6 protein-coding genes are annotated in these 5,657 nt (G+C 66.9%); all 6 read left to right on the forward strand.

Features of this window, described 5'->3' with window-relative positions; translation table 11 throughout:
- Positions 1–24 precede the first annotated feature (24 nt).
- On the forward strand, positions 25–609 hold the full coding sequence (locus tag DBR23_RS11690) for a glutathione peroxidase (RefSeq protein ID WP_056742863.1): 585 nt from the start codon (positions 25–27) through the stop codon (positions 607–609).
- Positions 610–853: 244 nt separating this feature from the next.
- A complete protein-coding gene (locus DBR23_RS11695) occupies positions 854–2,164 on the forward strand; it encodes an NAD(P)/FAD-dependent oxidoreductase (RefSeq protein WP_108498351.1) in 1,311 nt (436 codons plus the stop codon).
- On the forward strand, positions 2,161–2,952 hold the full coding sequence (locus tag DBR23_RS11700) for a DUF1365 domain-containing protein (protein ID WP_108498352.1): 792 nt from the start codon (positions 2,161–2,163) through the stop codon (positions 2,950–2,952). Before DBR23_RS11695 ends, DBR23_RS11700 begins: the two co-directional genes overlap by 4 nt.
- A gap of 35 nt (positions 2,953–2,987) precedes the next feature.
- Entirely contained in the window at positions 2,988–4,220 is a 1,233-nt protein-coding gene (locus DBR23_RS11705) for a cyclopropane-fatty-acyl-phospholipid synthase family protein (RefSeq protein WP_056057551.1), read from the forward strand.
- A gap of 50 nt (positions 4,221–4,270) precedes the next feature.
- Positions 4,271–4,804, forward strand: coding sequence for a chalcone isomerase family protein (locus DBR23_RS11710; RefSeq protein ID WP_056057555.1), 534 nt, complete (start codon positions 4,271–4,273; stop codon positions 4,802–4,804).
- The coding region (locus DBR23_RS11715; RefSeq protein ID WP_108498353.1) for an MFS transporter at positions 4,801–5,657 on the forward strand (857 nt) is incomplete at its 3' end. The genes DBR23_RS11710 and DBR23_RS11715, both read left to right, overlap by 4 nt.

Below are 5,657 nucleotides of genomic sequence, written 5' to 3' on the forward strand. Positions count from 1 at the left end.
GCCGCACTCACTGCCCAAAGCCCTATGAACCGCCTTACAAGACTCCTCTCGACAGCCACCGCGCTGGCGGCCTGGCTGCTGCTGGCGCCCGCCGCCCAAGCGGCCGATGCGCCTGCAGCGTGCCCGGCCACGCTGCAGCACACCTTTCCGCGCCTGCAGGACGAAAAGCCGCAGTCGCTTTGCCAGTACAGCGGAAAAGTGGTTCTGGTGGTCAACACGGCCAGCTTCTGTGGCTTTACCGGCCAGTACAAGGGGCTGGAAGAGCTGTATGCCCGCTACAAGGACAAGGGGCTGGTGGTGCTGGGCTTCCCGTCCAACGACTTTGCCCAGGAAAAAGGCAGCAACAAGGAAATCGCCGACTTCTGCGAAAACACCTTCGGGGTGAAATTTCCCATGTTTGCCAAAAGCAGCGTGAAGGGCCCGGAGGCCTCGCCGCTGTACCAGCAACTGGCGCAGCTGTCGGGCACGGCGCCCCGCTGGAACTTCCACAAATACCTGCTGGGGCGCGACGGCAAGCTGGTGGACAACTACTCCAGCCTGACCGGGCCGGACAACAAGGGCCTGGTGCGTGCCATCGAACAGCAGCTCGCCCTGCCCACACCCCGGTGAGCGCAATGACTTCTTTACATTTCTTGAAAAAAAATACAGGAGGCCTCTGGAACTTCGCCGGGGCGGCCTCACTCTATCCATTGCGCAAGACGATTGCGCAGCGTACAGTTTTAATGTTGCGAAGCCTTTCGGGCCCCCGGGTTCCGACTGACCTCCTGGAGCGCTTCTCCTCCCTCCCTCTCTTATTCGTTTCGGGACGCTTCGCAACCTTTTTATTCCGTGCACCGGCCAGAGGGAGCCGGTCATGAAAATCGCCATCATCGGCTCCGGCATCTCCGGGCTCTCCGTCGCGCACCAGCTGCGCGGCCAGGCGGACATCACGCTGTTTGAGGCGGGCGACTACTTCGGCGGCCACACCCACACCGTCGATGTCACCCTGCCCGATGCGTCAGGCAACCCAGTCACCCACGGCGTGGACACCGGCTTTCTGGTGTTCAACGAGCGCACCTACCCGCACCTGATCCGCCTGCTGGCCGAGTTGGGCGTGGAGACGGCCAAGTCGGACATGTCGTTCTCGGTGCAGGTGCCCGCAGCCCTGGGCGGGGGCAGAGCCCTGGAGTGGAGCGGCACCAACCTCAGCACCGTGTTTGCCCAGCGCTCCAACCTGGTCAACCCGCGCTTTCTGGGCATGCTGCGCGACCTGCTGCGCTTCAATAAGCTGTGCACGCGCATTGCCGAAAAGCAGGCCGAGGCCGCGCTGATGCAGCCCCTGGGCGACTTCTTGCGCGAGCACCGCTTTGGCGACGCCTTCCGCGACTGGTACTTCCTGCCCATGCTGGGCTGCATCTGGAGCTGCCCCACCGACCAGATGCTGAAGTTCCCCGTGGCCACCATGATCCGGTTCTGCCACAACCATGGCCTGATCCAGGTGAGCAACCGCCCGCAGTGGTGGACGGTGTCCGGCGGAGCGCGCCACTACGTGGACAAGATCGTGGCGGGCATTGCCGACAAGCGCCTGAACACCCCCGTGCGCCGCATCGAGCGCGATGCCGCCGGCGTGCGCGTGGTGACTGCAGGCCACACCGAGCACTTTGACAAGGTGGTGCTGGCCACCCATTCGGACCAGTCGCTCGCCCTGCTGGCCCAGCCCACGCCGCACGAGCGCGCGGTGCTGGGTTCCATTCGCTACCAGGCCAACCGCGCTGTCCTGCACACCGATACGTCCGTGCTGCCGGCGCGCCGCGCCGCCTGGGCCGCGTGGAACTACGAACGTGCGCCGCAACGCAGCCGCGAGTCGGCCCGCGTGTGCCTGCACTACCTCATCAACCAGCTGCAGCCCGTGCCCTTTGCGCAGCCCGTGGTGGTGTCGCTCAACCCGGTGCGCGACATAGCGCCCGAACACGTGATCGGCAGCTACGAATACGCCCACCCGGTGTTCGACATGGCCGCCATCCGCGCGCAGCAGCAGGTGGGCAAGCTGCAAGGGCAGCAGCACACCTGGTTCTGCGGCGCCTGGACGGGCTACGGCTTCCACGAAGACGGCCTCAAATCGGGCCTGGCCGTGGCCGAGCAATTGCTGGCCGCCCTGCCGGCCCCCCTGGCGGAGGCTGCGTGAGCCACGCGCCGGCCCCCACCGCAGCGCCCCTGATCGGCTTCGGCCAGGTGCGCCACACGCGGCTGCGGCCCCGGCGGCATGCGTTCGCCTACCCCACGTTTTTCCTGATGCTGCCGATGCGCAGCCTGCCCGGCATGCGTGGGGAGCTGGCTGTGAACCGGCGTGGCGCCATCAGCTTCCACGATGCGGACCACGGCGACGGCCGCGGCGCCGCGCAGGGCGGGGCGCTGGCCTGGCTGGACGAGTTGCTGCGCACCGAAGGCATCACCGACGCCACAGGTGAGGTGTGGCTGCACTGCTACCCCCGTGTGCTGGGCTACACCTTCAAACCCGTGAGCTTCTGGTACTGCCACCGTGCCGATGGCCACCTGCGCGCCATCGTGGTGGAAGTGAACAACACCTTTGGCGAGCGCCACTGCTACCTGCTGGATGCGCCGCAGTACGGCGTGGAACAGCAGGCACGCAAGGTGTTCCACGTGTCGCCATTCTGCGAGGTGAGCGGTGGCTACCGCTTTCGCTTCATGCGCACCGAGGCCGGTGCACAGGACGCAGGCCGCACCGTGGTGCGTATCGACCACGACGACGACACCGGCCCGCTCATCCAGACCAGCGTGAGCGGCACCCTGCAGGCCATCACCGCACAGACCCTGCGCCAGGCGCTCTGGGGCTACCCCGCCATGACGCTGGCCATCATTGCCCGCATCCACTGGCACGCGCTGCAGCTGTGGCTCAAGCGCGTGCGTTTCCATCGCAAGCCCGAGGCGCCTGCCTCCATCGTGACCCGTTGATCTCCATGTCGTTCCAGCCCCGCGAGACCGCCGCCATGAACTCCACCACCGCCACCCGCTCCGACCGCAACGCGCAGGCTCTGCCCGCAGGCACGCCGGCAGCCGCCCGCACCGCGCTCAGGCTGCTGCAGCGCCTGCAGCACGGCCACCTCACGGTGCAGTTGCCTGACGGCACCCTGCAGCACTTCGGGCACGGCGATGGCCCGTCGGCGGCGATCACGCTCAAGAACTGGAATGTCTGCAGCGCAGCGCTCAAGTCGGGCGACATCGGCTTTGCCGAGAGCTACATCGCGGGCGACTGGACCACCCCACACCTGACCGATCTGCTCAAGCTCTTCATCGCCAACCGCCAGCAGGTGGAAGGCGTGATCTACGGCACCTGGGCCGGCCGCCTGCTGTACCGCATCAAGCACCTGCTCAACCGCAACACCCGCGCCAACAGCCAGAAGAACATCCACGCCCACTACGACCTGGGCAACGCGTTCTACGAACTCTGGCTGGACGACACGATGAACTACTCGTCCGCCTGGTTCGAAGGCGATGCAGGCGGCGACATGCGCGCTGCCCAGCACGCCAAGGTGCGGCGCGCGTTGCGCATGGCCGGTGTGCAGCCAAATTCCCGGGTGCTGGAGATCGGCTGTGGCTGGGGCGCGCTGGCCGAGATGGCGACCGTCGAATTCGGCGCCCACCTGACGGGCGTGACACTCTCCACCGAGCAGCTCGCCTTCGCGCAAAAGCGCATGGCGCAGCAAGGGGTGGCCGAGCACGCCGACCTGCGCCTGCAGGACTACCGCGACATCCAGGACGGCCCATACGACGCCATCTGCTCCATCGAGATGGTCGAGGCCGTGGGCCGCGAATACTGGCCTACCTACTTCCAGTCGGTGAACCGCTTGCTCAAGCCCGGCGGCCGGGCCTGCATCCAGAGCATCGTCATCGACGACAGCCTGTTTGAGCGCTACATCAGCTCCACGGATTTCATCCAGCAGTACATCTTCCCGGGTGGCTGCCTGCCGTGTCCGCGCGAGTTCCGCCGCGAAGCCGAGGCGGCAGGTCTGCGCGTGGTCGACGAGTTTGCGTTTGGCCAGGACTACGCCGAAACCCTCAAGCGGTGGCGCGAGCGTTTCCTCGCGCAGCGCACGCAGATCCTGCAGCTGGGGTTTGACGAGCGCTTCATGCACATCTGGGAGTTCTACTTGGCGTATTGCGAGGCGGCGTTTGCGATGAGCAACATCGACCTGGTGCAGTACACCCTGGCCAAGGACTGATGATTGCTATGAAAAATATAGCTGCCACCGCAATATTCACTAGCGCATTGATGGCTTTTGGCCCTCAAACCGCGCTGGCGCAGGTTGCAGAGGCCAGCGCAGCCGCCGCAGCCCCGCTGTCGGGGGCCCGCCTGGTCGGCCAGGGCGTGCTGCGGTTTCTGGGGTTTGAGATCTACCGTGCGCGGCTGTGGGTGCAGCCCGGTTTTGATGCCGACAACTACGCCGCCCACCCCTTGGCGCTGGAGCTGACTTACCACCGCGATTTTTCGGCCGAGGCCATTGCCAAGCGCTCCATCGAAGAGATGCGCCGCGTGGGCAGCTTCACGCCGCAGCAGGCCGCGCGCTGGCAGCAGGCACTGACCGCCGCGCTGCCGGATGTGAAGGCCGGCGACCGGCTGCTGGGCCTGTACCAGCCCGGCACGGGCGCCGTGTTCAAGATGGGCGGGCGGGTGGTTGGCGAAGTGCCTGACGCCGAGTTCTCGCGCCTGTTCTTCGGCATCTGGCTGTCGCCGCAGACCTCCGAACCCGGACTGCGGCAAGAGCTGATCGCGGCCACCCGCACGGCGGGACAAGGGCAGCAATGACCACCACCACGCCCATGCGCGCCAGCCAAGGCCTGGCCTATGGGCTGCTGGGCCTGCCGCTGGCTTTTGTGGCGCTGCCGCTGTATGTGCTGTTGCCCAACCACTACGCACGCGAGTTCGGCATGCCACTGGCCACGCTGGGCTCGGTGCTGCTGGCGGCGCGGCTGTTTGACGCGGTGTCCGACCCGCTGCTGGGGCGTCTGTCCGACCACCTGTTCGGCCGCTCGGTGCGCGCCGTGCTGGCGGTGGGCGCGGTGTCGGCCGTGGTGCTGGCACTGGGGCTGACCAGCCTGTTCTTTCCGTGGGTGCGTGGGGCCGATGCATTGATTGCGTGGGCGCTGGTGGCACTGCTCATCACCTACACGGCCTATAGCCAGCTGGGCATTGCGCACCAGTCCTGGGGCGCACGGCTGGGTGGCGATGAGCTGCAGCGCGGCCGCATCGTGGCCTGGCGTGAGGGCGCCGCGCTGGTGGGCGTGGTGCTGGCTTCGGTGCTGCCCGCGCTGCTGGGCCTGCCGGTGATGCTCAGTGTGTTTGCCCTCACCCTGCTGCTGGGCTGGTGGGCGTGGACCAGAGCCCCACGCCCCGCAGACCATGCTGAGGCCGTGGCAGGCGTGTACCGACCGGCACAGCGCGCCAGCCTGTGGCGGCCCTGGGGACGGGCTGCCTTTCGCCGCCTGCTGGCCGTGTTCATGCTCAACGGCATCGCCAGTGCCATCCCGGCCACGCTGGTGCTGTTCTTCATTCAAGACCGCCTGCAGGCCCCGCCGGCGCAGGAGCCCATGTTCCTCGCGGCCTATTTTGTCTGTGCGGCGCTGTCCATTCCGCTGTGGCTGCGTGCCGTGGCGCGCTG

Origin of the sequence: Acidovorax sp. HMWF018, from assembly GCF_003061035.1 — a bacterium.
In the GTDB taxonomy this organism is placed as follows: Bacteria; Pseudomonadota; Gammaproteobacteria; order Burkholderiales; family Burkholderiaceae_C; genus Acidovorax; species Acidovorax delafieldii.

Coding starts and splice junctions, on each gene's coding strand:
- DBR23_RS11695 (WP_108498351.1), top strand. CDS start 854: ATGAAAATCGCCATCATCGGCTCCGGCATCTCCGGGCTCTCCGTCGCG.
- DBR23_RS11690 (WP_056742863.1), top strand. CDS start 25: ATGAACCGCCTTACAAGACTCCTCTCGACAGCCACCGCGCTGGCGGCC.
- DBR23_RS11710 (WP_056057555.1), top strand. CDS start 4,271: ATGGCTTTTGGCCCTCAAACCGCGCTGGCGCAGGTTGCAGAGGCCAGC.
- DBR23_RS11705 (WP_056057551.1), top strand. CDS start 2,988: ATGAACTCCACCACCGCCACCCGCTCCGACCGCAACGCGCAGGCTCTG.